We start from the raw sequence: 25,320 nt of genomic DNA, 5'->3' as shown, positions 1-25,320 counted from the left end.
CTCCGGGCGGCGCGCGGTGGACGGAATCCGGGCGGCGGACGGGAGTCCGAAGGGGGACCGGCGCCGTCACCCGGCGGAGTTCGGCCAAGTCGTATCCTGAGGGCGTTTCCGACTACCGAAAGCAGCCGGCCATGCGCTTGTACGTCCCCCTGACCCTCCCCGGGCTCGCCGAGGCGCACAAGGCGGGTGAGCTGGGCCCCGCCCCGCTGCGTGCGTACGCCGTCACGCCCGGCCTGCGGGAGTGGTACGTGTCGGACGACCTGGAGGAGCTGGAGTACGCCGCCCTCGGCCGGGCCGCCGCGGCCTCGCTGCGGATGCTCGCCGAGGACGCGAGCGCCCCGCGCAAGCGGGTCGTCGTCGCCGTCGACGTGGACGACAAGGCCGCCACCGCGGCCCCCGGGGCCGACGAGGCCGCCCTCGGGCGGGTGACCCTCGCCGCGGCCGTACGCCTCTCCGTGGCCGCCGCCGTGCACGTGGACGCCGATGACGCACTGGGCGACGTGACGGCCGCCGCCGCTGCCCTGGAGGCCGCCGACGGCGGGGACGACGCCGCGCAGTTCACCGTGGACGGCGCCGAGGACCACGAGCTGCTGTGGTTCGGCGTCCAGGAGATCCCGGGGCTGCTGAAATGACCGCCCCCGCCACCACCCCCGCCGCCCCGGTCCACATAGTCTGGGACTGGAACGGCACGCTGCTGCACGACATCGACGCCGTGATCGCCGCCACCAACGCCTCCTTCGCCGAGTTCGGCTTCGCGCCGATCACGCTGGAGCGCTACCGCGAGCTGTACGTCGTACCCGTGCCGAAGTTCTACGAGCGGCTGATGGGGCGGCTGCCCACCGACGCCGAGTGGGAGGTCATGGACGCCACCTTCCACCGGCACTACTGGGCCGCCGCGGACGCCGCCGGGCTCACCGAGGGGGCCCGCGAGCTCCTGCAGGACTGGCAGGCCGAAGGGCTCACGCAATCCCTGCTCTCCCTCGCGCCCCACGAGAAGCTCGTACCGCTCGTGCAGGCGCACGGCATCGACCGGCACTTCCTGCGCGTCGACGGCCGGACCGGCCCCTCGCACACCAGCAAGGCAGGACATCTCGTACGCCATTTGGCGGCCCTGGAGGAGACGGGCGTGACCGCCGGCCGTACGGTCCTCATCGGGGACGCAGTGGACGATGCCATGGCCGCTGCGCACGTGGGTGCGAGAGCCGTCCTCTACACGGGCGGTTCGCACAGCCGGCGCAGTCTGGAATCGGCGGGTGTCGCCGTCGTCGACACGCTGGCCGAAGCCGTATCCGCTGCTCGCCGACTGGCTGAATAAGTACGCCCAGAATATGCCCCCGTCACTGCGCACAACGTCAAAGTTCGGGACCTGCTTTTGTACAGATCCAGTGCGTGACGGACAGGGGGTCCGGCGAGATAGCCTGGTACCCGTGATCAGCGCGATAGTCATCGGGGGCATTGACGCCTCCGGCCAGCGCCCGGCGCACGACCGTGCCCGGGCCTTCGCTGATCCCTGCTGCCGGGAACCGCAGCCGATCATGGCCAGTTCCTTCCCGGTCGCCTCTCATCACGGCAGAGCGCCGATCCCCAGCGGTCACCCCGCGTCGCGGCGCCATGCCATTCCTTCCTTCACCTACGTCACGCAATGGCGCGCGACAGGAGCCAGAGGACATGCAGACCAAGCTGGACGAAGCAAAGGCCGAGCTGCTCGCGCGGGCGGCCCGGGTAGCTGAGCACAGCCCGGCCGGGGGGCTACTTCCGACTGGGTCCGAGCAGAGAGAGCGCCCCGACCGGGACACCACTCTCTCCTACCTCCAGCGCTACTACCTGCACACCGCCCCGGAGGACCTCCTCGACCGGGACCCGGTCGACGTGTTCGGAGCGGCGCTCTCGCACTACCGTCTCGCCGAGAACCGGCCGCAGGGCACCGCGAACGTGCGCGTGCACACCCCCACGGTCGAGGAGAACGGCTGGACGTCCAGCCACTCGGTCGTCGAGGTCGTCACCGACGACATGCCGTTCCTCGTGGACTCCGTGACGAACGAGCTGTCCCGGCAGAGCCGCGGCATCCACGTCGTGATCCACCCCCAGGTCGTCGTCCGCCGTGACGTCACCGGCAAGCTGATCGAGATCCTCGGTTCCGACTGCGACGCGCACGGCCCCAAGACCGCGCGCCCCCACGACTCCCTCGTCGAGTCCTGGATCCACGTCGAGATCGACCGCGAGACCGACCGCGCCGACCTCAAGCAGATCAACGACGACCTCAAGCGTGTCCTGTCCGACGTGCGCGAGGCCGTCGAGGACTGGGAGAAGATGCGCGACGCCGCGCTGCGCATCGCCGACGGCCTGCCCGACGAGCCGGTCGCCCCGGACCTGCGCGAGTACGAGCTCGAAGAGGCCCGTGAGCTGCTGCGCTGGCTCTCCGACGACCACTTCACCTTCCTCGGCTACCGCGAGTACAACCTGGTCGACGGCGACTCGCTGGCCGCCGTCCCCGGCACCGGCCTCGGCATCCTGCGCTCCGACCCGCACCACAGCGGCAAGGACGACGGCCACCCGGTCTCGCCGTCCTTCAACCGGCTGCCGGCCGACGCCCGCGCCAAGGCCCGCGAGCACCGCCTGCTGGTGCTGACCAAGGCCAACAGCCGCTCCACCGTGCACCGCCCCTCGTACCTCGACTACGTCGGCGTGAAGAGGTTCGACGCCGAGGGCAACGTCGTGGGCGAGCGCCGCTTCCTCGGCCTGTTCTCCTCCGCCGCGTACACCGAGTCCGTGCGACGCGTCCCGGTCATCCGCCGCAAGGTCGCCGAGGTCCTCGAAGGCGCCGGCTTCTCGCCGAGCAGCCACGACGGCCGCGACCTGCTGCAGATCCTGGAGACCTACCCGCGCGACGAGCTGTTCCAGACCCCGGTCGACAAGCTCCGCGAGATCGCCACCTCCGTCCTGTACCTCCAGGAGCGCCGCCGGCTGCGGCTGTACCTGCGCCAGGACGAGTACGGACGCTACTACTCGGCGCTCGTCTACCTGCCGCGCGACCGGTTCACCACCGGCGTCCGGCTGCGCCTCATGGACATCCTGAAGGAGGAGCTCGGCGGCACCAACGTCGACTTCACCGCCTGGAACACCGAGTCGATCCTCTCCCGCATCCACTTCGTCGTCCGCGTCCCGCAGGGCACCGAGCTGCCCGCGCTGACCGACGCCGACGTCGAGCGCCTGGAGACCCGCCTGGTCGAGGCCGCCCGCTCCTGGGCCGACGGCTTCGGCGAGGCCCTGGTCGCCGAGGTTGGCGAGGAGCGCGCCGCCGAGCTGCTGCGCAAGTACGGCACCTCCTTCCCCGAGGGCTACAAGGCCGACCACAAGCCGCGCGCGGCCGTGGCCGACCTCTGCCACCTCGAGCGGCTCTCCGCCAGCGACCGGGAGTTCGCCCTCTCGCTGTACGAGCCGGTCGGCGCGGCCCCCGGCGAGCGCCGGTTCAAGATCTACCGCACCGGTGAGCAGGTCTCGCTGTCCGCGGTCCTGCCCGTGCTCCAGCGCCTGGGCGTCGAGGTCACCGACGAGCGCCCGTACGAGCTGCGCTGCAGCGACCGCACCAACGCGTGGATCTACGACTTCGGCCTGCGGATGCCGCTGCCCGCCGGCAACGGCGACACGTACCTCGGCGACGACGCCCGCGAGCGCTTCCAGGACGCCTTCTCCGCGGTCTGGCAGGGCGACGCCGAGAACGACAACTTCAACACCCTGGTGCTGAGCGCCGGGCTCACCTGGCGCCAGGCCGTGGTGCTGCGCGCGTACGCCAAGTACCTGCGCCAGGCCGGCGTGAACTTCAGCCAGGACTACATGGAGGACACCCTCCGCAACAACGTCCACACGACCCGGCTGCTGGTCTCGCTCTTCGAGGCCCGGCTTTCGCCCGGCCGCCAGTCCGCCGGCACCGAGCTCATCGACGCCATGCTGGAGGAACTGGCCGGGGCCCTGGACCAGGTCGCCTCGCTGGACGAGGACCGGATCCTGCGGTCGTTCCTCACGCTGATCAACGCGACCCTGCGCACCAACTTCTTCCAGCTCAACGACGCGGGCGAGCAGCACGCGTACGTGTCGATGAAGTTCGACCCGCAGGCCATCCCGGAGCTCCCCGCTCCGCGCCCGGCCTACGAGATCTGGGTGTACTCCCCGCGCGTCGAGGGCGTCCACCTGCGCTTCGGCAAGGTCGCCCGAGGCGGCCTGCGCTGGTCCGACCGCCGCGAGGACTTCCGTACGGAGATCCTCGGCCTGGTCAAGGCGCAGATGGTCAAGAACACCGTCATCGTGCCGGTCGGCGCCAAGGGCGGCTTCGTCGCCAAGAACCTGCCGGACCCGTCGGTGGACCGTGACGCGTGGCTCGCCGAGGGCATCGCCTCGTACAAGATCTTCATCTCGGCGCTGCTCGACATCACCGACAACATGGTCGGCGGCGTGGTCGTGCCGCCGAACGGCGTGGTCCGCCACGACGAGGACGACACCTACCTCGTCGTCGCCGCCGACAAGGGCACCGCGACCTTCTCCGACATCGCCAACGGCGTCGCCGATGCGTACGGCTTCTGGCTGGGCGACGCGTTCGCTTCGGGCGGCTCGGCCGGCTACGACCACAAGGGCATGGGCATCACCGCCCGCGGCGCCTGGGAGTCCGTCAAGCGGCACTTCCGCGAGCTGGGCCACGACACCCAGACCGAGGACTTCACGGTCGTCGGCGTCGGCGACATGTCCGGCGACGTGTTCGGCAACGGCATGCTGCTCTCCGAGCACATCCGCCTGGTCGCCGCCTTCGACCACCGGCACATCTTCCTCGACCCGACCCCGGACGCGGCGACCTCGTACGCCGAGCGCCGGCGCCTGTTCGAGCTGCCGCGCTCCTCGTGGGCCGACTACAAGACGGAGCTGCTCTCCGCGGGCGGCGGCATCCACCCGCGCTCGGCGAAGTCCATCCCGGTCAACGCGCACGTCCGCGAGGCCCTCGGGATCGAGGCCGGCGTCACCAAGATGACCCCGGCCGACCTGATGCAGGCGATCCTGCAGTCCCCCGTGGACCTGCTGTGGAACGGCGGCATCGGTACGTACGTCAAGGCGTCGACCGAGACGCACATGGACGTCGGCGACAAGGCCAACGACGCCATCCGCGTCAACGGCGGGGACGTCCGGGCCAAGGTCATCGGCGAGGGCGGCAACCTGGGCCTGACCCAGCTCGGCCGGATCGAGTTCGCCCGGATCGGCGCCGGCGGCGAGGGCGGCAAGGTCAACACCGACGCCATCGACAACAGCGCGGGCGTGGACACCTCCGACCACGAGGTGAACATCAAGATCCTGCTCAACGCGGTGGTCACGGACGGGGACATGACCGTCAAGCAGCGCAACAAGCTGCTGGCGGAGATGACCGACGAGGTCGGCCACCTGGTGCTGCGCAACAACTACGCGCAGAACGTGGCCCTCGCCAACGGCATCGCCCAGGCCCCCAGCCTGCTGCACGCCCAGCAGCGCTTCATGCGCCGCCTGGAGTCGGCCGGACGGCTGGACCGGAGCCTGGAGTTCCTGCCCACCGAACGGCAGATCCGCGAGCTCCTGAACAACGGCAAGGGCCTGACCCAGCCGGAGCTGGCCGTCCTGTTCGCCTACACCAAGATCACGGTGGCGGACGAGCTCATCGCCACCGAGCTGCCGGACGACCCGTACCTGCGCCGCCTGCTGCACGCGTACTTCCCGGCCGCCCTGCGCGGGAAGTTCCCCGAGCAGATCGACACGCACGCCCTGCGCCGCGAGATCATCACGACGCTGCTGGTCAACGACACCGTCAACACCGGCGGTTCGACCTTCCTGCACCGGCTGCGCGAGGAGACCGGGGCCTCCACGGAGGAGATCGTCCGGGCGCAGCTCTCGGCCCGCGAGATCTTCGGCCTGGCCGATGTCTGGGACGCGGTCGAGGCGCTGGACAACAAGGTCGCGGCCGACGTCCTGACCCGGGTGCGGCTGCACTCGCGGCGCCTGGTCGAGCGCGGTACCCGCTGGCTGCTGAACAACCGGCCGCAGCCGCTCCAGATCACCGAGACCATCGAGCTCTTCGGTGACCGGGTGAGCCAGGTCTGGGCCGAGCTGCCCAAGCTGGTGCGCGGCGCCGACCTCGAGTGGTACCAGTCGATCATGGACGAGCTGATCGGCGAGGGCGTGCCGGAGGAGCTGGCGGCCAAGGTCGCCGGGTTCTCCTCGGCCTTCCCGACGCTGGACATCGTCGCGATCTCGGACCGCACCGGCGTCGACCCGCTGGGTGTCGCCGAGGTGTACTACGACCTCGCCGACCGCCTGGACATCACGCAGCTGATGGACCGGATCATCGAGCTGCCGCGGGCCGACCGCTGGCAGTCCATGGCCCGCGCCTCCATCCGCGAGGACCTGTTCGCGGCGCACGCCGCGCTGACCGCCGACGTGCTGGCGGTGGGCAACGGCGACTCGACTCCCGAGGAGCGCTTCAAGGCGTGGGAGGAGAAGAACGCGGCGATCATCAGCCGGGCCCGGACGACCCTGGACGAGATCCGGGGATCGGACGACTTCGACCTGGCGAACCTGTCCGTGGCGATGCGGACGATGCGCTCGCTGCTGCGCACCCACGCCTAGTCGCTGCGCTCCGCCTGGGCGGCCGAACGGGCGGCCCCGGGACCTGATGGTCCCGGGGCCGCCCGTTTCCCGTAGGACGGTCCGGGCTTCAGCGGCCCGAGGTGAACTCCTCGTACGCGTCGCAGACCTCGGCGGAGGGGCCGTCCATGCGCAGGACGCCGGCCTCCAGCCAGATCGCCCGGTCGCAGGTCTCGCGGACCGTGCCGATGCCGTGGCTGACGAGGAAGACGGTGCCGGCGTGCTCGCGGAGCTCCTCGATGCGGGCCTGGCTGCGGCGCTGGAAGGCGGCGTCGCCGGTGGCGAGGGCCTCGTCGATCATCAGGACGTCGTGGTCCTTGGCGGCGGCGATGGAGAAGCGCAGCCGGGCGCCCATCCCGGAGGAGTAGGTGCGCATGGGCAGGGAGATGAAGTCGCCCTTCTCGTTGATGCCGGAGAAGTCGACGATGCCCTGGTAGCGCTCGCGGACCTGCTGCCTGGACATGCCCATCGCGAGGCCGCCGAGGACCACGTTGCGCTCGCCGGTGAGGTCGTTCATCAGGGCGGCGTTCACGCCGAGGAGCGAGGGCTGGCCGTGGGAGTAGATCCTGCCGCGCGCCACGGGCTGGAGGCCGGCGATCGCGGACAGCAGCGTGGACTTGCCCGAGCCGTTGGAGCCGATCAGGCCGATGGCCTCGCCCTTGTACGCGACGAAGCTGACGCCCTTGACGGCGTGCACCTCGCGGATGCCCGGGGCGGGCTTGCGGGAGAAGATCCGGCTGAGGGCGGCGGTGGCGCCGCCCTTGCGGGCGCCGGCCCCGTGCACCTTGTAGACGACGTGGACCTCGTCGGCGATGACGGTGGGCACGCGGGTGTCGGGCGCCGCCACGGACGGTGCGCGGTGTGCGGGTGCGGTTGCGGTGTCAGCCACGGCCGTACTCCTCCTCAGCCTTCCAGAAGTAGATGAATCCGCCGACGCCCGCGAGCAGGGCCCAGCCGACGGCGATCGCCCATACGTGGTGCGGGAGCGCGTGCGGGTCGAAGCTGTCGATCAGCGCGTAGCGCATCAGGTCGATGTAGACGGCCGCCGGGTTGGTCTTGAGCACGACGGTGACCCAGTGCGCGAAGTGGTCCTTCCGGAGCATCTGGTCGATCGACCACATGACCCCGGAGGAGTACATCCACGTGCGCAGGACGAACGGCATCAGCTGGCTGACGTCCGGGCTCTTGCTGCCGATGCGGGCCATGACCATGGCGACGCCGGCGCAGAAGACGGCCATCAGGAGCAGGGTGGGCGCGGCCAGCAGCCACCTGGGGGTCGGTGTCTGGCCGCAGGCGAGCAGGAGCAGGACGAGGGCGCCCATGGTGACGAGCAGCTGCTGGAAGAGCTGGACGACGGTGGACAGCGGCAGGCTGGCGCGCGGGAAGTGCAGGGCGCGGACCAGGCCGAGGTTGCTGTGCACGGCGCGGGTCGAGGCGTTGATGGAGCTGCCGATGAAGTCCCAGACGAAGACGCCGGTGATCAGGAACGGGATGTAGTCCGGCACGCCGTGGCTGGCGTTCATGACGATGCCGAAGATGAAGTAGTAGACGGCCGCGTTGAGCAGCGGGGTCACCAGGTGCCAGACCTGGCCGAGTCTGGCCGTGCTGTACGTGGCGTGCATCCGGGCGGTGGCGTACGCGGTCACGAAGTGGCGGCGGCCCCAGAGCTGGCGCACGTAGCTCGGGAGCGGGGGGCGGGCGCCGCTGAGGGTCAGGCCGTGGGCCGCCGCCAGTTCTGCGAGCGAGGCGGGCGTGGCGGCCGCAGCCGCAGCGGGCGCGGCGGGCGGGGTGGTCTCGGTCACGGGGGTCACGAGGGTCGCTTTCGACGGGGTCGGGGCGTCGGCTGCCGATGGGACGGTTCCGTATCGTCGCTACGGCGAGGTTAGGGGCCGTTGCGTCGGAACGCAACCGTATCGTCGTGACGGGCTGGTCCCGGCGTACCCGGCTATGCTCTGTGCATGACCACCGACCCCGCCGCCGGCGCCGCCCCCGCCCCTGCTCCCGCCCGCCGCGCCCCCGCCGGGGCCGCCGTCCTGCGCGAGGACGTGACCGAGGCGATCCGGGCCGCGGTACTGGACGAACTGGCCGCGGTCGGGTTCTCGCGGATGTCCATCGAGGGGATCGCCCGGCGCGCGGGCGTCGGCAAGACGGCCGTCTACCGGCGCTGGAAGTCGAAGCTGCACCTGGTGCTGGACCTGGTGGGCGCCTTCGCGGTGGACGGCCTGCCGGTGCCGGCGACGGGATCGCTGTACGGGGACGTACGGGCCCTGCTCGAGGTGATGTCGCACGTGCTGCGGCACCCGGTCGCCTCGGCGGTGATCCCGGACCTGCTGGTCGAGGCGGCCCGCAACCCGGAGATCGCGGACGCGGTGCGCGGCGCCCTGCTGGAGGGGGAGCGCCGGATGGCCGAGGGGATCGTGTCGGAGGCGGTGGCCCGGGGCGAACTCGCGGCGGGAACGGACCCGGGCCGGGCGCTGGACCTGGCGATCGGCCCGCTCTACTGGCGGCAGGTGGTCGTACGCGACGCCGTGCCGGCGGAGTACCTGGACGACCTGGCCCGATCCGTGGTGGCGGGCCTGACGGCCACGTCGTCCGCGTCCTGACGCGGACGACAGGGGCCGCCGAGGCCGGGTTGAGCGGCCTCGCTCAGCGGGTGTAGAACGCCACGCGGAAGCCCAGGTCCACGTAGGCGTTCTGGGGCGGGTCGTACGAGCGGAACTGGATCATGCGGGCGCGCTGTTCGCGGGAGAACCAGGAGCCCCCGCGGACGATGCGGTCGCCCGGGGCCCGCAGGTCCTCACGGCCGGGCCGGGTGTCGTCGTACGACCAGGCCAGGGACCGCGTCCACTCCCACACGTTGCCGATCATGTCCTGGGGTCCGCCCTCCCGGGCCGCCCAGGGGAAGATGCCCACGGGCACGGAGCGCTGGGTCCAGCCCTGCCCCGTGCGGACGTGGGCCATGCCCTCCTGCCACTCGGTCCCCCACGGATAGGGGTCGGACGCCGGCCGGCCCGGGCCGGAGCACTCCCATTCGGCCTCGGTGGGGATGTCCGCGTAGCTGTGCTCGTCCAGCACGTTCCGCTCGCGCAGCCGCTTCGTCAGCCAGCGGCAGTACGCCAGTGCCTCCCACCAGTTGACCCCGACGACCGGCTGGGTGGGCTGGTTGTAGCGGGGGTCCCACCAGTAGAGCGGCACCTGGCGCAGCAGCAGCTGGTCCACGTACTCCTGGAGGGACTCCTCGTCGACGATGCCCTCCCGCATCTCCTTGCTCAGATGGATCCGCTGGGTGTCCGTCGACCCGGCGCGCGGTCCGTCCGGCGCGTCGATGAACGACGGGTCGTGTCTGACCCACAGCCGCGCCGGTCCGTCCGGCCAGCAGTCGAGGTCCCGGTACCCGCCCGAGGCGACGAACTGCGCGTAGTCCCGGTTGGTGACGGGCAGCGTGGAGATCCGGAAGGAGCCGATGGTCTCGGTGCGCTGCGGGAACCAGTCGATGTGCCGGTACTTGTCGTCCTGCGAGTTGAGCGGGGTCGTGGAGCCGATGGGGTACTCGCCCGCCGGTATGACGCAACTGCGGGCGAGGAACGAGCGCGATCTCTCCTCCCACGTGGACGGATTGAGCTGCGCCTGCACGGTGGCCGCGCGCGCCCGGGTCTCCAGATCCTGCCCCCGGTCCCCGCGGGCGGCGGCGACGGAGTCCGAGACCGAGCGCCGCAGCTGCCGTACGAGCCCGGACGGCTCCGCGTTCGGCCGGGCCGCCGCGAGGATCACGAGCAGCTCGCCGGCGAGCAGCCACAGCGGCAGCCCCTCGTCCCCGGCCTCCTCCGCGGAGCCCGCCAGCTCGGCCGCCGTGCCGGTGACCAGGCGGTGCCCCTCGGCCGTGGTCTGGGCGCTGGCCCAGTAGCGCAGCGGGGCGTGCCAGATGGGATGGCGGCACAGGCCGACGATGGTCTCCGAGTCCCGGCGTGCCAGCGCGCAGCCGGCGAAGTAGTCGCGGAAGAGGTTCTCCCTGAAGGAGAGCTGGGTGGCCGTGTCGACCGCGAGTATGCCGTGGCCCTTCCTGAGGAACTGCACGTAGTCGACCACGGCCGGATACGCGTCGAGGAACTCGCGCTCCTCGCCCAGCGCCCGCAGGATCGGCTCGTGGACGGCCGCCGCGGAGATGGAGTTCGCCCCGGGCTGCGCGGATCTCAACGAGGTGATGGAGAAGCCGACTTCCTCGATGATCCGCTGGATCTCCGTGTCGTAGCCGGGCCGCAGGAGGCACGGCTCCGCAGCGGCCGCGGCGCGCCTGCGGGGACGCTTGTGCAGGAACTCCTCCGAGGCCAGCCGGCAGAAGTGCCCGACGGACGTGGGGACCTCGTGGTTGCGCTCCGTGGAGACGACCAGGAGGTGTAGCAGGTACGGGACGCGCGCGGCCGAGGCGAGAGCGCTGTCGCCCCGGATCGCGGCGATGAGCCGCTCCGAGAGCTTTCCTTCGTGAGGGGTCATCAGGCGGTGAACCATCCGGTGATGTAGTTCTCGAGGTCGCGCTGCTTGGGCGGCCGAAGGAAGTAGGCGCTGACGTCGCGCGCCCTCCCGCACTCGGCGGAGAACCAGCTCGAATCCGAGATGGTCACCAGGACGCGCAGATTCCGGTAGTGCACGTGGAGCTGCGCCAGGGTCTGCAGGACGGTGCGCGGCGACCAGTTGTCGGAGCTCTCGTGGCCGTGCAGGGGCACGTCCTCCACGCCGTCCACGAAGAGGAACGCCCGGTCGAGCGAGCCCCGCAGCAGGGTGCGTGCGGTGCCGCCGTAGACCCCGATGCCCGAACGGGTCACGGCGGCGTCCGTGATGGCCTCGGCGGTCGCCGCGAAGTCGCCCTGCGCGGGCACGTCGAGGGCGTTGACGAGCAGCGGTACGGGCGCCTCCGCGTCGCCGTCCAGCGCCCGTTCCGCGAGCAGCGAGGCGTAGCGCGTGCAGATCGAGGTGCGCCCGGAGCACGGCGGCCCGATGAGCACCACGGAGCGGCCCGCGCCGTGCAGGACGATGCCGTCGAGGGGCAGGCCCGGTGTGTCCTCGTCGCCCGGCGGGGCGGTCCGGGCCAGGGCGTCGATCTCCCGCACCTCCCGGGGGATCCAGACCGCGTCCAGCGGACGGTCGGGGAAGGCGACGGCGTCCCCGCCCTCCTGGCCGGTCGCCGACAGGGCGCGCAGCGCGCCCAGGTAGTGGACCAGTTCCACGGGAAGCTCCCGCGGCTCCGGGGCCGGGGCAGGAGCCGGCGCCGGAGCCGGGTCCGGTGCAGCCGGACCGGTCGGCCCCGGACCGGCCGGCCCCGGCTGGTCCGGGACGCGCTCTCCCGTCCCGCGGGGCGCCTGCGGGTTGATCCGACGGATCGCCGGGCGTGCGCCCTGCGGGCCGGAGCCTTCTTCAGGGGTCATATCACCTCACCCATCACGGGCCGGCCGGATGCCATGACGCGGGCTCGGGGACGGCGGTGATGCCCCCCAGCTCCGACCGGCTCCAGAACCGTCCATCACTGTCTACGAATACGAACTTCAGCGGGAGCGCCCGGCTCTGGTCCGGCTGCACGGCCAGCGGGACCTCGTAGTCCGACCGGCCGGGGACCAGCGGCCCGAGGTCCTCGTGGCACAGGTGCACCGATCCGTCCGGGCTGTCCGCCCGCCACCGGAACACCGGCAGGGAGGTGGAGTTCTCCACCTGCACCGCCCAGTACGGCTGACCGCCGTCCGACAGCACCGTCATCCACGCGGCCGCGGCGGTGCGCTGCCTCCTGCGATCCCGGTTCTCGGAGCGCAGGACGGTGCCGACCGCGGCCGTGACCGCACCGACCTGGCCCACCCCGCTGACCCAGTCCCCCCAAGTCCCCGCCGCATCGTGGTCGAACTGCTCGCCGTACGGCCGGAGCCCCCACAGCGGAAGGGACAGGAGCAGGACCACCGCGGCCAGGAGCCCCCAGCGCATCGCCCCGCTACGCCATATGACCTTCAGGTCTGCTGCCGCCACTCGGTACGCACCTCACAGGAATCGCCGCGGGTCCATCACACGCAGGGCATCCGCCTGGCCTGCCGTCAGCGTGGCCCCGGACAGGATGCTCCGTACCAGAGCCGCCGTGATCGGGGCGAGAGTGATCCCGACGCCGAAGTGCCCGGTCGCCATGACGACCCTGCCGTCGGAGTCGGCGTTCCCCACCAGCGGGTAGCCGTCGGCCGTCCCGGGCCGGATCCCGGCCCAGGAACCGGTCAGCCTCCAGTCCCGCGAGGCCGGCACCACCAGCTGCAGCGCGGCCAGCAGCCGCTCGGTCGCATGGTCCTCCGGCTCCTCGTCCCAGCGGCCCTGGTCGTACGTCACGCCGACCACCACCCGGCCGTCGTGGCGCGGGACCACGTACGACGAGACCGTGGTGTCGTCCACGGCGACCTTGCAGTACACGTGGTGGCGCAGCGGGTAGCCCCCGCCGCCCGGCACCACCAGCTCGGCGGCCTGGCCCCGTACGGGGAACTGCCCGCCGGGCCGGGTGGGCACGAGCTCGGAGCTCCACGCCCCCGCGGCCACCACGCACCGGTCCCCCCGGACGACGTCACCGCCCTCCAGCAGCACCTCGACCCCCTGCGCGCCCGGCGTGACGGCTTGCACCCGGGCCCGGGCCACGACCTCGATCCGCGGGTCCCTGCGCAGTACCTCGCGCAGGGCGGACATCAGCACCCGCGGCTCCAGGGCCCCCTCGCCGGGCAGCCGTACGGCCGACAGCACGGCCGGCGACAGCAGCGGCTCGGCGTGCGCCGTGGTCCGTGCATCGAGCTGCTCGACCCGGAAGCCCTGCTCCACCCACTGGGGGACCAGCTGCTCGTGGACCCGCTGCTGCTCCGCGGGGTCCAGGGCCACCTGGAGGAGCCCGGAGTCCAGGAACGGCACCTTGATCCCGGATCCGGCCTCCAGTCCGGCGAGCCACTGCGGGTACATCCGCCGGCTCGCTTCGGCGAACTGCCGCAGCGGGCCGCGGCAGAAGTCGTCGCTCTGCGGTGTGATGCCGCCGATGGCCGCCCAGCTCGCCGCCAGCCCGGTGTCCGGCCGGGCGTCCAGGAGCACGACCTTGTCGAAGAGGTCGCTCGCCGCGGCGGCGACCGCGCAGCCTATGACGCCCGCTCCGACGACGACGAGTGTGGAGCCCATGCTCAGCTGCTCCGGTTGACGACGTAGGAGTCCTGTTCTCCCGTCACCACGTTGACGATGGACTGGATGCACTTGACGGCCATCGCATCGCGGGCGTCATGGGTCAGCGACCCGATGTGCCCGGTGACCAGCAGCTTCGATGCGGGCAGCGCCAGCAGCTCCGCCGTCTCGGGGACGTCCGAGTCGTAGAAGCCGTCGAACGCCGCCGTGTGGATGCGCCCGCTCTTCAGGCCCTGGAGCAGCGCCGCCGGGCTGACCACGGACGGCCGCGCCGTGTTGACGAGGGTGATCCCGCCGGCCGGCAGCAGGGCGACCTCGTCCACGCCGATCATGCCGCGCGTCTCCGGCGTGTCCGGCACCATGACGACCACGTTCTCGGCCCAGGACAGCAGGCTCGGCAGGTCCTTGTACGCGATGCCCAGGCGCTCCTCGACCTCGGGCTTGCGGGTCCGGGAGTAGTACGCCGTCTCCGTCGCCAGGCCCAGCGCGCCGATCTCGGCGATGCGGGTGCCGATCGCGCCCAGCCCGATGATGCCGAGCCGGTGTCCGGCGAGGTCGTGCTGCTTCTCCTCGCCTCCGGAGCGCCCGGAGCGGAAGTCGTCGGCGTACGAGGGGATCTGCCGGCGCTGGGCGAGGAGCAGGCCCACCGTGAACTCGGCGACGCTGTTGGTGAGCGTCCCGGGGGTGTTCGTGACGGCGATGCCGAGCTCGGCGGCGGCGTCGGCGTCGACGAAGGACTGGTAGCCCACCCCGAGGAAGCCGACGACCTTCAGCGACTTGGCGCGGGTGAGCGCCGCGCGGGAGGCGAACTCATCCCCGCCCAGCAGATAGGCGGTGCACGATTCCAGCTCCGTGCCCAGCTCGTCCTCGCTGAGCAGGCCCGGGACCGAGTGCACCCGGAAGCCGGACTCGGACAGGTGGTCGAGGTGCTTCTGCGCCACGCTGCTGCCCGTTACGAGGATCTTTCCCAGATCGGCCACGCGATACCCCAAACGTCGGATAGTGACTGATGGTCATGTGAAGAGATCGGCCAACCTGTCGTAATACCGCATCCGCGCGGTGACAGAGCTGCGGGCGGCCGCCAAGTAGTCCTCGGCCAGTGACGGATCGTGCGCGATCAGCTCGGATGCTATATGCGCGATGAGCGCCGAGTGTTCCGTATCCTCATAGATGTTGGCGTTCAGGAAATTGCCGTGGTCCACGTCCGGCGCCGCGCTTTCGAAAGCGCTTTTGACGGCCCCGTATTCGGGGACCAGCATCTGCTCGTTTCCCACTCCGAGCGCGCCCAGCGCGCTGATCGGGGAGCTCATGGAGGACGCCAGGTCCCGCAGGAACTCGTAGGTCGGTTCGGCCGGTGTGACGGAGTCGGGCGCGATGCCCATGCTGTGCGCCAGCTTGTGCAGCAGCCACGGGTGCGACGCCCGTGCGACCCCGTCCTTCACGCCTCCGTGCTCCCCCTGCAACACCAGGTTGAAACGGGCCCGTTGGTGAACGTTGACCAGCGCGCTCGACGTGAGGCCGAGCAGCTGCGCGAACACCCCGGTGACGAACAGCTCCTGCGCGACCCAGAACTCCAGGGCCGGCCGCGACGCCCCGGCCAGGGCGAAGAACGGATGCCGCTCGACCCCGCTCCCGGGGACCAGCCGGCTCGCCTCCTCGACCACCGGGTGCAGCGGGACGGACGCGGTGGGCAGGAAACGTGCACCGTACTGCCATTGAACGAAGTTCGATTCCACGAGTTGGCTGGCTAACTCCGCGTTCCACGGTCCGGTCAACGCCATGGTGATACCTCTTCCGTGTTGGGACGCCCGACGGTCAACACACAAGCAAGGCGCTCCCATAGTGGCCCAGAAGAAGCCGGTTCGCGGGCGGATTAATCGGAACGGAAGAACGGGACGGCTACGGCCGGAGACCGGGAGTTGTCAGCGGTGCCAGTGTGGGTTCCGGGGTGGCTGACGGGGCGCAGGACGGGGCCGTCGGAGCGGGGCGGCGCTCCGCGAGCGGAACGACCGGCGGGACCGCGGCCGGCTGGCCCAGGAAGACGCGGCGGACGACGCGCTCGGCCGCGTGGCCGTCGTCGTACGAGCAGAACCGCGAGCGGAACGCCGCCCGCAGCTGCGCCGAACGCGAGCCTTGCCAGTGGCCGGTGGCGAAGATGTCCACCAGCTCGTCCTCGGTCCGGGCGATCGCTCCCGGCGGGCACGACCGCAGGTCGAAGTAGGTGCCGCGGGCGGCCTCGTACGCCTCCCAGTCGTCCGCGTGGATCACGATCGGCCGGTCCAGCGCCGCGTAGTCGAACATCAGGGACGAGTAGTCCGTCACCAGCGCGTCCGAGGCCAGGCAGAGCTCCTCCACCGACGGGTGCGCGGAGACGTCGACCAGGCGCGGGTGGCGCACCGGCCGGCCGGGTGCGTCCGCGTACGTCAGGTGCGTACGGGTCAGGATCGTGAAGCGCGGGCCCAGATCGCGCAGCACCCGCTCGAAGTCGAGGTGTTCGGGCCGGCTGCGCCGGTAGTCGCGGTGGGTCGGCGCGTACAGGACCGCCGTCGAGCCCGCCGGGATGCCGAGGCGTTCACGCAGCGCCAGGACGTCGTCCAGGGTGGCCCGGTGGAAGGCGTCGTTGCGCGGGTAGCCGTACTCGAGCGTGGCGTACGAGGAGGGGATCGCCTTCTCCCACACCAGGGTGGAGTGCCGGTTCGCGGAGAGCAGGTAGTCCCACTGGTCCGCGCCGCGCAGCAGACCCGCGAAATCCGTGGTGGGGGTGGCCGCCGGCCGGTCCTGGAGGTCCAGGCCGACCCGCTTGAGCGGGGTGCCGTGCTGGGTCTGCAGCAGCACCTGGCCCGGCCGTTTGACCAGGGCGCGGTCGAAGTTGACGTTCGTGGTGAGGTACGTGGCCCTGGCGAGCGCCGTCCAGTACGCCGCGGAGCCCGGGCGGAGCATCGCCGTCTGCGGCGGGAGCGTCGCCGCGTGCTGCGGGTCGCAGATCCACGCCGTCCGCATCCGGGGCGCGAGCTCGCGCAGCTTGGCCTCGACGGCCGCCGGGTTGCAGGCGTAGCCGCCGTGCCAGTACGCGGAGAAGACCGCCAGCTCGGGGCGCAGCGGCAGCAGCCGCTGGACGCGGTAGTGCAGGCGCAGCGCGCTCTCGCGCAGGCCCCGCCACAGCGACACCCCCGCACGCCCCGCCGCCAGCGCGGCCGAGCGGAGCAGCGACAGCACGCGGTACGTCCGGCGCACCCCGAACCGCATCAGGGTGTGCCGGATCCGGTCGGTGCGCGACAGGGACGGCGGCGGCGAGCCGGCGGCCCGGTAGCGGCGCAGCAGCCCGGAGGCCCGGTGGAAGAACTCGGCGCGGCTCGTACGCGGGAGGCGGCGCGGGTCGGCGTACAGGGCGCAGAAGTGCTCGGCCATCCGCCGGTGCACGGTGGGACGCCAGCGCTCCAGCTCGGGGCGGCCGGCGAGGAACCCGAAGACCCGGTCGTACTGGTCGAAGATCTCCAGGTGGCGGTGGCTGCTGGTGGTCAGGATCGAGCCGGTGCGCCGCTGGCGGTAGTGCACGCACACCTGGTCCAGGACGGCGAGGGACTCGGCGGCCAGCAGCGCCGGGTAGGTCCAGGGGGCGTCCTCGTAGAACCCGGGCGGGAACTCCAGGCCCTCGCGCTCCACGTACTCGCGGCGGTAGGCCTTGTTCCAGACGACCATCAGCATGCCGAGCAGGGCCGGGCGGTCCGCGAGCCGGAAGCTGGCCGGGCCCTCCTCGGACAGCCGGGCCGCGAGACGGTTGCGGACCAGCTCCCCGGTCCAGAAGGTGCGCGCGTAGTCGTACACGAGGACGTCCGGGGAGCCGGTGTCCTTGAGCCGGTCGGTGATGGCCTGCAGGGCGCCCGGGGCGAGGGTGTCGTCCCCGTCGAGGAAGAGCAGGTAGTCGCCGGTCGCCCGGGCCAGGCCCGCGTTGCGGGCCGGGCCCAGGCCCAGGTTGTGCGCCAGGTGCACGGCGGTCACCCGGGGGTCCCGCGCCGCGTACTCGTCGATGATCGAGCCGCAGGCGTCCGGGGAGGCGTCGTCCACCGCGATCAGTTCCAGATCCGGGTACGACTGGGACAGGACCGAGTCCAGGCTCTCCTGGAGGTACGCCTGAACCTTGTACGCGGGCACGATGACGCTGAACCGGGGCACGGCACATCCAGGGGTCGGCGCGGGCATGTTGCCCCCCAGCCACTGCTGGGTGGGGGTCCCCCCGGCCGGAGGCTGGGGGAGTGCCCCCGGGGAACCCCCGGCGTGGCGATCGGGTTACGCGGCGTGTGGCATTCGGGTTACCGAGCGTCAACGCCGCACGTCAACGAGGCTGTGGGAGTTACTTGACCGCTCCCGCCATCACCCCCGAGACGAACTGCCGCTGGAAGGCGAAGAACACCACGAGCGGCACCACCATCGACAGGAACGCGCCGGGCGCCAGCACGTCGATGTTGTTGCCGAACTGCCGGACCTGCTGCTGGAGGGCGACCGTGATCGGAGGATTGGCCGAGTCCGCGAAGACCAGCGCGACCAGCATGTCGTTCCACACCCACAGGAACTGGAAGATGCCGAGCGAGGCGATCGCGGGCCCGCCCAGCGGCAGCACCACCCGGGCGAACAGCCGCAGTTCGCCCGCGCCGTCGAGGCGGGCCGCCTCCAGCAGCTCGCGCGGGATCTGCGCGAAGAAGTTGCGCAGCAGGAAGATCGCGAACGGCAGCCCGAACGCGGTGTGGAACAGGACCACCCCGGCCGTGGTCTCGAACAGCCCGATCGCGCCGAAGAGTTCCGAGACCGGGATCAGCGCCACCTGTACGGGGACGACCAGCAGCCCCACCACGATCAGGAACAGCCAGTCCCGGCCCGGGAACTCCAGCCAGGCGAAGGCGTATCCGGCGAACGAGCCCAGCGCGAGCACGAGCAGCGTCGCCGGGACGGCGATGGCCACCGTGCTGAGCAGGGCACTCGTGATGGTGTCGTTGGCCAGCAGGTGCGCGTAGTTGTCGGCCGTCAGCCGCGTCGGCGCGGTCAGCGCCTGCCACCAGCCGCCCTTGTTCAGGTCGGTGGGGGAGAGGAGGGAGGAGACCAGCAGCCCGAGGGTGGGCACCAGCCAGAACAGCGCGGCCAGCACCAGGAACACGCGGACGGCCCCCGCCGCCGCGCCGGCCGCGAGCCGGCCGGCCCGCGCACCGGCGCGGGGAACGGGGCGGGCACCGGCACGTGCTCCCGGGCCGGCCTGGGCGGAGGCGCTCATCGGGAACCCTCCTTCCGCAGCCTGCGGATGTTGTAGAGCATGACCGGGACCACCAGCGCCAGCAGCAGTACGGCGATGGCGCTGCCCAGCCCCGGATCGGCGTCGGTGCCGAAGGAGGTGCGGTACAGCTGGAGGGCCAGGACGTTCGCGTCGTCCTGCACCGAGCCCGGAGCGATCACGAAGACCAGGTCGAAGATCTTCATCACGTTGATGACGAGGGTGACGAGGACGACCGCCAGCACGGGCGCCAGCAGCGGCACCGTGACCCGGCGGAACACCTGCCACTCGTTCGCCCCGTCCACCCGTGCCGCCTCCAGCAGCTCCCGCGGTACGGCGGCCAGCCCGGCCGCGATCAGCACCATCGCGAAACCGGCCCACATCCAGACGTACGCCCCGATCACCGCCGGGGTCACCAGCGTCGGGCCGAGCCACTCCACCCCCGCGTACGCCTCCTGGAAGTTCGACGCGGGCAGCCGCAGCAGCGCCCCGTCGGCCTTCGCGGACAGGGTGAAGGTGCCGTCGGCGCGGGCCGTCGCCGAGTCGACCACCTTGCCGTCCTTGACCGCCTCGACCCGTATCCCCGCGAACCCGGACTCGGCCGGGTCGACCGCGTTCGTCCGGCCGCCGCCGCCCCGGGTGAAGTCCTGCCAGGCCGTCCCGGTGACCTTGCCGGGCTCGGCGGGCGCGGCCCGGGCCGTACGGGTCCCCTCGGGCAGGTCCTCCGGGGCCACGCCGACCAGCGGGAGCAGCACCGGTACGCCCGCCCGTACGGGATCCCGGGTCGTGAAGCCGCCCGCGGCGGGCCCCGTGGCCGGGACCAGCGGGGAGTCGCGGCCTGGGCGGGCCTTCGGGAAGGCCGAGGACTCCGCGAACGTGTCGTGCACCCCGACCCAGACCGCGTTCGCGACGCCCCGGTCGGGGTCGTGGTCGTACACGAGCCGGAAGATGATGCCCGCCGCCAGCATCGAGATCGCCATCGGCATGAAGACGAGCAGCTTGAACGCCGTGCCCCAGCGCACCCGTTCGGTGAGCACCGCGAAGATCAGGCCGAGGGCGGTGGCCGTGGTCGGCGCCAGCACCACCCACAGGGCCGTGTTCTTCAGGGCCGTGCGGATCGTGTCGTCGTGCAGGATCTCCCGGTAGTTGCCGCCGCCCACGAACGTGTCGCCCGAACGGTCGAAGAAGCTGCGGTAGAGCGAGTAGCCGATCGGGTGCACGACGAGCGCGCCGAGCAGCACCAGGGCGGGCAGGAGGAACGCCGCCGCGACGAGGCGGCGGCGCCGGGCCTCCGCGGACCGTGAACGAGAGCCGGCCGTGGCGGCCGCCGATCCCGTGGCCGGCACGGGATCAGTTCCCGTAGGCCTTGGCCGCGTCCGCCTCCAGTCTGGCCTGGATGCCCGCCACGTCCGACGGGTTCGCCAGGAAGTCCTGCAGTGCCTTCCACTCGCCCGCGCCCGGGGTCCCGCCGAACGCCGCCGGGGCCTGGTCCGACATGTCGAAGCGGAAGTCGTCGCCCGCCGCGATCAGGGCCTTGGCGATGTTCCGCTGGATGTCGTTCGGATAGGCCTTCAGGTCGACCGACTTGTTCGGGGAGACGAAGCCGCCCTCACGGGCCTGGATCTCCGCCGCGTCCGGGGAGGCCAGGAACGTCAGCAGCGCCTGCGCCCCGGCCGACGGCTTCAGCGCGACCGCGACGTCGCCGCCCGAGACCACCGGCGCCTTGTCGCCGACCGCCGGGAACGGGAAGACGAGGGCGTCCTTGCCCACCTTCGCCTCGGTCTGCCCGATGTTCACCGCCACGAAGTCGCCCTCGTAGACCATCGCGGCCGCCGGCCGGTCGCCCCCGGTGAAGGTCTGCGTCACCGACTTCGGGAACTCCGTGGCCAGCGCACCGCTCGGGCCGCCCGCCAGGAAGTCCTTGCGCCCGAACAGCTCCCCGAGGGTGGTCAGCGCCTGCTTGACGCTGTCGTCCGTCCACTTGATCTGGTGCTTGGAGAGCTGGTCGTACTTCTGCGGGCCCGCCTGCGAGAGGTAGACGTTCTCGAACCAGTCCGTCAGGGTCCAGCCGTCCGCACCGGCCACCGAGACGGCCGGGGTACCGGACGCGGACAGAGTGTCGGCCGCGGTCAGCAGCTCCTTCCAGGTCTTCGGGGGCTGCACGCCCGCCGCCTCGAAGGCCTTCGCGTTGTACCAGACCAGCGACTTGTTGGCGGCCTTGTAGTACACCCCGTACTGGGTGCCGTCGACCGCGCCCAGCTTCTTCCAGCCGTCCGAGTAGTTCTTGTCGAGCTGCGCCTTGGCCTCCGGGCCGACCGGCTGCACCCACTTGTTCTGCACCGCCGACACCAGGGCCCCGACCTGCGGCAGCAGCGCCACGTCCGGCGGCTGGCCGCCCGCGATCTTCGTGCCGAGGAAGGTGACGATCGGGTCCTGGGCCGGGACGAAGGTGACCGTGGCACCCGTCCGCTTCTCGAACTCCTTCAGGACCTTCGTGAAGTTCGCCTGCTCCGGCCCCGTCCAGACCGCCGCGACCTCCAGCTTCTCGCCGTTCAGCTTCGGTAATTCCACCCGCTGCCCGGCCGTGGGCGCCGCCCCGCCCTGCGGCGGGCCGTCCTTCTTCTCCCCGCCGTCCCCGCACCCGCTCAGCGCGAGCGCGCCCGCGGCCGCGAGTGCCGTCCAGGCGGCGGCGCGGCTGCTTCTACGGTTCGTCGTACGGCTCGTTCCCTGCCTGCGCATGGCTCTGCCCCCGATGCCCGTGGTGTGACTCGTCCCACAAGGTCTACGCCGAGCCGCGCACCCCCGCAATACCGCCTCAGCCGTGTCGCCGCGTGTCGCGGGCTCAGGGTCCTGGGCCCGGGGCTCACGGCGCCGGGGCGGCCGGAGGCGCCGGCGGGAACAGCACGGGTATGGCCGAGACCAGGTGCGAAGCCCGGTCCAGGGCGCTCGCCAGCAGCGCCAGGTCGGTCGGGCCGTTGCCCAGCTCGCGCACGGGGCGGCGGGCCGGAGGATCGCCCATCCGCTCCCACTCCACCGGCACCACGGTCGGCCGCTGCGTCGCCGTCCGCGGGATCCGGCCGGTCACCCGGCCCGCCTGGAACGGGACCGTCCGCCCGTCGGCGTACCGCAGCAGGCCGCGGCCGGGGCCCGGCTGGTCGGGGGCGTCCAGATCGATGCGGAGCGGGTTCGCACGGGACAGCTCGCTGTCGGCCGTACGGTCCGGCCGGGCGCTGGCGGCCACCAGGTGCACGCCGAGCCGGGCGCCGTCGCGGGCCACCGCGTCCAGCGCCCGTACGACGGAGCCGGCGGCGGGGCGGCCCGTACTGCCGAGCCCCGGCGCGACCAGCGCGTCGAAGTCGTCCACCAGCACCACCAGACGGGGCAGCGGGCTCGGCCCGGCCGGGTCGGTGCGCGGGGCGGCGGTGCGCAGCCGGAGCGTGCCCGTGCGCTGGGGGTCGAGGTCGCCGAGCAGTTCGCCGGGGCTGGGCCGGCGCGGCGAGACCATCCGGTCGGACACCTCGTGCCGGGCGTGCCACTCGGCGAACGGGACCCCGTCCAGGAGCTCGGCCCGGCGCTTCAGCTCGGCGCCGAGGGCCTGCGCGAACTCCCGCATCCGGACGGGGTCGGAGGCGACGAGGTGGGCGGCGACGTGCGGGAGTTCGGTGCAGGGCTGCAGCCCGTCGCCGCGCTCGCCGCCCGCCCCGTCCAGCAGGACGAGGCCCAGCCGGTCGGGCCGGGCCGCTGCGGAGAGGGAGGCGGCCACCGACCGCAGGAGCTCCGTACGGCCGCTGCCCGCGGGCCCCTCGACGAGGAGGTGCGGCCCGTCCTGGACCAGCTCGGCCCCGACCGGCCCGCGCCGCCCGCTGCCCAGCACGAGCTCGGCGCGGCCGCCCACCTCCTGCCCCTGGTCGGTGGCGGCGGCCCAACGGGCCATCAGGGAGGCCGGGGTGGCCCGGGCCAGCCCCAGCTCGTCCAGCAGCCGGGCGGTGTTCGGCAGCGCGGCGGCGAAGGCCCGCCGGGGCGCGGCGGGGGAGGGCTCGGCGCGCAGCGGGGCCAGGGCCCGGGCGAACCGCTCGGCCCAGGCGGCGGAGACGGCGTCGGCGGTGGCGGTGGTGCCGGGCGTTGCCGGCTTGCCGCCGGTCACCGTGAACGTACGTACGGTCGTGGCCACATCACCGCTGAGCAGGGCGACCGCGCCGCAGTCCCGGAAGGCGGGGCTGCTCGCGCAGGCGGCCTCGTACGTCTCGGTGAGCGGGGAGGCGGGCGTGGCGGCCGGTGTCTCGGAGAGCACGAGGACGTGGATCCCGGCGGCCGGCCCGTGCGAGGCGAGCCGGCCGGTGATGTCGCGCAGCGCCCCGGAGCCGGGATCGCCGTCGACGACGAGCAGCGTGTACGGGCCCTGGTGGGCGTACGCGGCTTCGCGGACGCTGTGGGGGTCGGCGGCGGCCCAGTGGGTGCCGAGGGGACTGTCGTCGAGGCGCCGGGTCAGCTCACCGGTGCGGGCGGCAGCCTGGTCGCGGTCGTACGCGAGGAGCAGCCGGCAGTCCTGGCCGTGCGCGGCGCGCACGTGCGGCAGCCAGCCGAGCCACCCCCAGTCGCCGCGCCGCTCGGCGACGCCGCGCGCCCGGTCGGCGGCGAGGAGCACGATCTCCAGCTCCCCGGGCGCGTGCAGCCCGGCGAGCTGGGCGACGACGGACCGGGCGACCCCGGTCAGCCGTCCGCGGGGCCCGGCGATGCCGAGCGAGCCGACGTCCTGGAACGCGATCCGGCTCCCGGCCCCGAGGCCGGCGTCGAGCTGCCCCCGGGTACGGGACCACAACCGCCGGGTCGGCCCGAGCGCGGCCAGCAGCAGCGCGGCGGGATCATCGGCATCGGGCACGGCGGCCACGGCCGGCCCGGCGGCAGTACTCCCGTACGCGGGGCCCTCTTCGCCCCGCACCCACTTCCGGGCCCAGGCCCCGATCCCCCGCTTGCGCCCCGCCTTCTGCCCACCGGCGCCGGACTCCCCACCCGCGCCGGGTGAGCCGGCGTGCAGGCCCGTGCCGGAAGCGGCCCCGGAGGGGCCGCCGGGGGCCCGGTCGGCGCCGGAGCCGCCGTACGGTGCCCCGGCTGCGCCGGACCGGCCCGCGGCCGGACCGGGGCGGAGCTCCGAGGGGTCGGGGGCGGAGCCCCCGTTCCGGGAAGGGGCGGGGTGTGGGAGGGATCCCTGCCCGGCGGCGGCGGAGCCGGCCGCCCCCGGCCGGGAGGGCGCCCGGCCCCCGTCGGCCGGCGCGCCCTGCCCGCCGGTCCGGCCCGCGCCGGGTTCTCGGCCCGAGCCGGGTTCTCCGGGGTGCCCGGTGCCGGGACCGGCCTCGCCGGACCGTCCCGTGCCGGGGGCGCCGGGGTGCGTGCCCGAGTCGGCCGCGCCGGACCGTCCCGTGCCGGGACCGGGCTCTGCGGGGGTGTCCCGGGGCGTGCCCGCCAGGGAGAGGTGGCCCTCCAGGTCCGGGACGACCGGGAGCGGGGCCGCCGAGTCGGGAGCCAGGCGGAGGGTCGATTCGCCGATGCGGAGCAGCGCTCCCGGCGGCAGCGCCACCGGCTGAGCCCCCACCGCCGCGCCGTCCACCGTCGTGCCGTTCGTCGAGTCCAGGTCGGCCACCGCCACCCGCCCGTCCGGCATCACCGTCACCGCGCAGTGCAGCCGCGACACGTCCGGGTCGTCCAGCGGGACATCGGCGTCGGCCGAGCGCCCGATCCGGATCGCTCCGGGGTGCAGCAGGTGCACCCCGCCCGCGTCCGGGCCCGCCACCACGTGCAGCTGCGCGCCGTCCGTCCCGTCCGGCAGGACGTCCGGCACCGGCGCGTGCAGCCCCAGCACCGCCCCGTCCACGAGCGGCGGCTCCCCGAGCACCCGACGCTGGAGGTCGAGCCGCTCCGTACCGGCGTACAGCACCACCGTGCCGCCGGTGTCGGGCCCGCCGACGGTCGCCGCCAGGCCGGAGGCCACGGCGGCGAGTGCGGTGCCCACGGGCGCGGTGACGAGCACGTCACAGCCGGCGGGCGCGGTCTGGTGGCCGCTGCGCGACCCAAGGACGGTCAGCCGGATCTGCATCGCCGTCAGCGGTCCCTTCTGCGCGGTGCGCGGTGCGTGCGCCCGGCAGGGGTACGACGGGCATGCCTGCCCGGTCAACCCCCCACCCGGCACGGCGCGTCGTCCGGTCAGGTCTGCCCGGAAGGCGGGGCTCCCGTCCCTG

At 72.8% G+C, this 25,320-nt stretch carries 17 protein-coding genes; 4 read left to right on the top strand and 13 right to left on the bottom strand.

Translation table 11 applies throughout. From position 1 onward, the window contains the following. Nucleotides 1–131: 131 nt before the first annotated feature. The 3 genes from ACZ5WG_RS14000 (at nt 132) to ACZ5WG_RS13990 (ending at nt 6,636) form a co-directional block, all read left to right on the top strand. Nucleotides 132–632 (top strand): DUF6912 family protein, encoded by a 501-nt coding sequence (locus tag ACZ5WG_RS14000; RefSeq protein ID WP_468723010.1) that lies wholly within the window; start codon nt 132–134, stop codon nt 630–632. Further along, complete coding sequence (locus tag ACZ5WG_RS13995; protein ID WP_468723009.1) at nt 629–1,315, top strand: HAD family hydrolase; 687 nt, start codon at nt 629–631, stop codon at nt 1,313–1,315. The genes ACZ5WG_RS14000 and ACZ5WG_RS13995 overlap by 4 nt, the downstream gene beginning before the upstream one ends. Nucleotides 1,316–1,668: 353 nt before the next feature. Next, nucleotides 1,669–6,636, top strand: coding sequence for an NAD-glutamate dehydrogenase (locus ACZ5WG_RS13990; protein WP_468723008.1), 4,968 nt, complete (start codon nt 1,669–1,671; stop codon nt 6,634–6,636). 88 nt (nt 6,637–6,724) lie between these two features. Here the strand turns inward: ACZ5WG_RS13990 and ACZ5WG_RS13985 are convergent, their stop codons facing one another. Together ACZ5WG_RS13985 and ACZ5WG_RS13980 are read right to left on the bottom strand one after the other, a co-directional pair. Further along, nucleotides 6,725–7,543, bottom strand: a complete 819-nt coding sequence (locus ACZ5WG_RS13985; RefSeq protein ID WP_468723007.1) for an ABC transporter ATP-binding protein — start codon at nt 7,541–7,543, stop codon at nt 6,725–6,727. After that, nucleotides 7,536–8,465, bottom strand: a complete 930-nt coding sequence (locus ACZ5WG_RS13980; protein ID WP_468723006.1) for an ABC transporter permease — start codon at nt 8,463–8,465, stop codon at nt 7,536–7,538. The genes ACZ5WG_RS13985 and ACZ5WG_RS13980 overlap by 8 nt, the downstream gene beginning before the upstream one ends. Before the next feature lie 147 nt (nt 8,466–8,612). Here ACZ5WG_RS13980 and ACZ5WG_RS13975 point away from each other — a divergent pair, with 147 nt between their 5' ends. Further along, nucleotides 8,613–9,257, top strand: a complete 645-nt coding sequence (locus tag ACZ5WG_RS13975) for a TetR/AcrR family transcriptional regulator (RefSeq protein ID WP_468723005.1) — start codon at nt 8,613–8,615, stop codon at nt 9,255–9,257. Nucleotides 9,258–9,300: 43 nt separating this feature from the next. On the opposite strand, the gene ACZ5WG_RS13970 is transcribed toward ACZ5WG_RS13975, so the two are convergent. The 11 genes from ACZ5WG_RS13970 to ACZ5WG_RS13920 all read right to left on the bottom strand — a co-directional run bounded on the left by ACZ5WG_RS13970 (nt 9,301) and on the right by ACZ5WG_RS13920 (nt 25,178). Beyond that, nucleotides 9,301–11,145: an SUMF1/EgtB/PvdO family nonheme iron enzyme gene (locus ACZ5WG_RS13970; protein ID WP_468723003.1), complete on the bottom strand. Its 1,845-nt coding sequence runs from the start codon at nt 11,143–11,145 to the stop codon at nt 9,301–9,303. Further along, a complete protein-coding gene (locus ACZ5WG_RS13965) occupies nt 11,145–11,876 on the bottom strand; it encodes a hypothetical protein (RefSeq protein ID WP_468723002.1) in 732 nt (243 codons plus the stop codon). Before ACZ5WG_RS13965 ends, ACZ5WG_RS13970 begins: the two co-directional genes overlap by 1 nt. Before the next feature lie 211 nt (nt 11,877–12,087). Then, nucleotides 12,088–12,660 carry a hypothetical protein gene (locus ACZ5WG_RS13960; RefSeq protein WP_468723001.1) on the bottom strand — a complete coding sequence of 191 codons (573 nt, stop codon included), beginning with the start codon at nt 12,658–12,660 and terminating at the stop codon, nt 12,088–12,090. A 12-nt stretch (nt 12,661–12,672) separates the two neighbouring features. Further along, nucleotides 12,673–13,827 (bottom strand): NAD(P)/FAD-dependent oxidoreductase, encoded by a 1,155-nt coding sequence (locus ACZ5WG_RS13955; RefSeq protein WP_468723000.1) that lies wholly within the window; start codon nt 13,825–13,827, stop codon nt 12,673–12,675. Nucleotides 13,828–13,829: 2 nt separating this feature from the next. Then, a complete protein-coding gene (locus tag ACZ5WG_RS13950) occupies nt 13,830–14,807 on the bottom strand; it encodes a 2-hydroxyacid dehydrogenase (protein ID WP_468722998.1) in 978 nt (325 codons plus the stop codon). Between the two features lie 33 nt (nt 14,808–14,840). Continuing rightward, nucleotides 14,841–15,608 carry an iron-containing redox enzyme family protein gene (locus ACZ5WG_RS13945; RefSeq protein WP_468722996.1) on the bottom strand — a complete coding sequence of 256 codons (768 nt, stop codon included), beginning with the start codon at nt 15,606–15,608 and terminating at the stop codon, nt 14,841–14,843. 118 nt (nt 15,609–15,726) lie between these two features. Further along, on the bottom strand, nt 15,727–18,000 hold the full coding sequence (locus ACZ5WG_RS13940) for a bifunctional glycosyltransferase/CDP-glycerol:glycerophosphate glycerophosphotransferase (protein WP_468722995.1): 2,274 nt from the start codon (nt 17,998–18,000) through the stop codon (nt 15,727–15,729). A 178-nt stretch (nt 18,001–18,178) separates the two neighbouring features. Next, on the bottom strand, nt 18,179–19,090 hold the full coding sequence (locus ACZ5WG_RS13935) for a carbohydrate ABC transporter permease (protein ID WP_468722994.1): 912 nt from the start codon (nt 19,088–19,090) through the stop codon (nt 18,179–18,181). Further along, on the bottom strand, nt 19,087–20,340 hold the full coding sequence (locus ACZ5WG_RS13930) for a carbohydrate ABC transporter permease (protein WP_468723065.1): 1,254 nt from the start codon (nt 20,338–20,340) through the stop codon (nt 19,087–19,089). Before ACZ5WG_RS13930 ends, ACZ5WG_RS13935 begins: the two co-directional genes overlap by 4 nt. Before the next feature lie 97 nt (nt 20,341–20,437). Next, the gene (locus ACZ5WG_RS13925) at nt 20,438–21,826 is read right to left on the bottom strand and encodes an ABC transporter substrate-binding protein (protein WP_468722993.1); all 1,389 of its coding nucleotides are present in this window, start codon (nt 21,824–21,826) and stop codon (nt 20,438–20,440) included. 124 nt (nt 21,827–21,950) lie between these two features. Further along, nucleotides 21,951–25,178 carry an FHA domain-containing protein gene (locus tag ACZ5WG_RS13920; RefSeq protein ID WP_468723064.1) on the bottom strand — a complete coding sequence of 1,076 codons (3,228 nt, stop codon included), beginning with the start codon at nt 25,176–25,178 and terminating at the stop codon, nt 21,951–21,953. Nucleotides 25,179–25,320: the final 142 nt, after the last annotated feature.

It is taken from the genome of Streptomyces sp. NPDC032745 (assembly GCF_055579465.1).
Note: the sequence above shows the minus strand (reverse complement) of the source record. Positions and strands in the feature narration are given on the sequence as shown.

Bases quoted from the DNA above. Each gene is read 5' to 3' on its own strand.
- ACZ5WG_RS14000 (WP_468723010.1), top strand. From the start codon at position 132: ATGCGCTTGTACGTCCCCCTGACCCTCCCCGGGCTCGCCGAGGCGCAC.
- ACZ5WG_RS13995 (WP_468723009.1), top strand. From the start codon at position 629: ATGACCGCCCCCGCCACCACCCCCGCCGCCCCGGTCCACATAGTCTGG.
- ACZ5WG_RS13990 (WP_468723008.1), top strand. From the start codon at position 1,669: ATGCAGACCAAGCTGGACGAAGCAAAGGCCGAGCTGCTCGCGCGGGCG.
- ACZ5WG_RS13975 (WP_468723005.1), top strand. From the start codon at position 8,613: ATGACCACCGACCCCGCCGCCGGCGCCGCCCCCGCCCCTGCTCCCGCC.
- ACZ5WG_RS13970 (WP_468723003.1), bottom strand. From the start codon at position 11,145: ATGACCCCTCACGAAGGAAAGCTCTCGGAGCGGCTCATCGCCGCGATC.
- ACZ5WG_RS13955 (WP_468723000.1), bottom strand. From the start codon at position 13,827: ATGGGCTCCACACTCGTCGTCGTCGGAGCGGGCGTCATAGGCTGCGCG.
- ACZ5WG_RS13945 (WP_468722996.1), bottom strand. From the start codon at position 15,608: ATGGCGTTGACCGGACCGTGGAACGCGGAGTTAGCCAGCCAACTCGTG.
- ACZ5WG_RS13935 (WP_468722994.1), bottom strand. From the start codon at position 19,090: ATGAGCGCCTCCGCCCAGGCCGGCCCGGGAGCACGTGCCGGTGCCCGC.
- ACZ5WG_RS13925 (WP_468722993.1), bottom strand. From the start codon at position 21,826: ATGCGCAGGCAGGGAACGAGCCGTACGACGAACCGTAGAAGCAGCCGC.
- ACZ5WG_RS13920 (WP_468723064.1), bottom strand. From the start codon at position 25,178: ATGCAGATCCGGCTGACCGTCCTTGGGTCGCGCAGCGGCCACCAGACC.